Below are 2,177 nucleotides of genomic sequence, written 5' to 3'. Positions count from 1 at the left end.
GCCGCCGCCATTGGCGCCCAATGCCGCGCTGACGCAGATCGGCAAGGATATACGCCGTTGGGATGCCCGGGCCAAGGTCACCGGAGCAGCACGTTACACGGTGGACGTGCATCTGCCGGGGATGCTCCATGCAGCGCTCCTGCGCTCGCCGTTGCCCCACGCCCGCATCCGTTCCCTGGATCTCTCCCCGGCCGCCTCTGCCCCCGGGGTACATGCGGTACTGAGCGTGGTGGGGCCTGCGACCGATGGCCGCCCCGCAGTGCTGCGCTATGTCGGCCAACCCGTCGCCGCTCTGGCGGCGGAGACACCGGCACTAGCGGAAGCGGCACTGCGCCTGATTCGGGTGGAGTACGAGCCCTTGCCTTTCGTCGTGGACTTCGAAGGGGCCAGACAGGCGGATGCCGCCGTTGTTTACTCGGATGGCGGACTGGAGGATATGCCCTCGGCCGGACTGCCCGCCGCGGCCGGTGATCTTCCTGTCACCGGCAATATCCGGGGGCCGGAGAGCCGGGGCAGCCGCGGCGACATCGATGCCGGCTTCGCGGCCGCCGAGGTTGTGGTAGAGGGGACCTATCATACCCAAGTGCAGACCCATTGCTGCCTGGAGCCCCATGCCGTCGTCGCGGCCTGGCATGAGGGCGGTCTCGACGTCTGGATGTCCACCCAGTTCACCGCCGGGGTGCGCGCGCAGTTGGCCCGCCATTTCCAGTTGCCCCTTTCCCGCGTGCGGGTACGGGCCGAGGCCGTTGGCGGGGGGTTCGGCTCCAAGTCGCAGATTGGACTTTACGGGCGCACGGCGGTAGCCCTTTCCCGGCTGGCGGGGGCGCCGGTGCGTCTGGTCCATCGCCGTGACGAGGAACACATGGACACTGGCAACCGCCCTTCCAGCGAACAGCATCTGCGCATCGGGGCCCGGCTGGATGGCACCCTGACGGCGCTTTCCCTGCATTCCTACGGCAACGCCGGTGTCGCCTTCGGCGCCGGTGTGGGCAATGTGGCCACCGCCCTGTATCACTGCCCCCATGTGGAATCCCTGCAGTACGACGTTTTCACCCATACCGGCCCTAGTTGCGCTATGCGCGGCCCCGGCAACACCCAGGGTGCCTTTGCCCTAGAACAGTGTGTTGATGAACTGGCGGAGAAACTCGCGATGGACCCTGTCGCCCTGCGGGATATCATCGACCCCAGCCTCGTGCGCCGCGAGGAACGCCGTATCGGCGCCGAAAAAATCGGCTGGACGCGGCGCGGGACGCCAGGGGCGGATCAGGGGCCGGTCAAGCGTGGCATCGGCATGGCGCAATCCCTGTGGTCCGCCAATGTTCAGACCAACGCCGCCTGCGAATTGCGCCTGTGGCGGGACGGCCGCGTCGAAGTGCTTTCCAGCGTGCAGGACATCGGCACCGGAGCCGGTACGGTCCTGTCCCAGGTGGTGGCCGAAGAACTGGGTCTGCAGCCGGAAGATATCCAGGTGCGCATGGGGGATACCGAATTTCCCTCGGGACCACCGTCCTACGGCAGTCGTACCACCGCCTCCATCACCCCCCCTGCCCGCACCGCCGCCTGGCGGATCAAAGAGGCCCTTTTCCGCTCCGTCGCCTCGACCTGGCGGGTGGACCCGCAACGGTTGACCGTGCAGGACGGCTGGATCCATTTGCGCGATGCGCCGCAGCAGCGCCTTTCCTGGCGGGAGGCCGCCGCCGCCCTGCGCACCGACCGCATCAGCGCCTTTGCCGGGCGGAGCGATGACTATCCCGGTTTCCGCAGCCTTTCGGGCGATGGGGCCATGGCGCTGAACGACCTGGGTGGGGTCCAGTTCGCCGCAGTGGCCGTCGATACGGAGACCGGCGTCATCCGCGTGGAACGGGTGGTGGCGGTTCACGACTGTGGCCGTCCCATCAACCCTCTGCAGATTGAAAGCCAGGTGCAAGGAGGTGTGCTCATGGGCGTTGCTTATGCGCTGCTGGAGGAACGGGTCCTGGATATCCACACCGGTTGGATGCTCAATCCCAATCTGGTCGATTATAAATTGACGGGAGCGGGGGACACCCCCCGGATCGAGGTGGCGCTGCTGGAGAACTACCAGGGCTTTAGCGCTACCGATGCCTACGGCGTTGCCGAACCGGCCAACATTGCCACCGCCGCCGCCATCGCCGCCACCATCGCCTACACCAAGCGTC

1 protein-coding gene is annotated in these 2,177 nt (G+C 67.0%); it reads left to right on the top strand.

The features are described 5' to 3' along the window. Nucleotides 1–2,177, top strand: a 2,177-nt coding sequence (locus Q0C48_RS07840) for a xanthine dehydrogenase family protein molybdopterin-binding subunit (RefSeq protein WP_291523160.1), incomplete at both ends; no start/stop codon positions are given.

This window comes from Acidithiobacillus sp., assembly GCF_023255755.1.
Taxonomy (GTDB): Bacteria; Pseudomonadota; Gammaproteobacteria; order Acidithiobacillales; family Acidithiobacillaceae; genus Acidithiobacillus.
The sequence above is the reverse complement of the archived record's forward strand: the minus strand, read 5'-3'. Positions and strand labels throughout refer to the sequence as shown.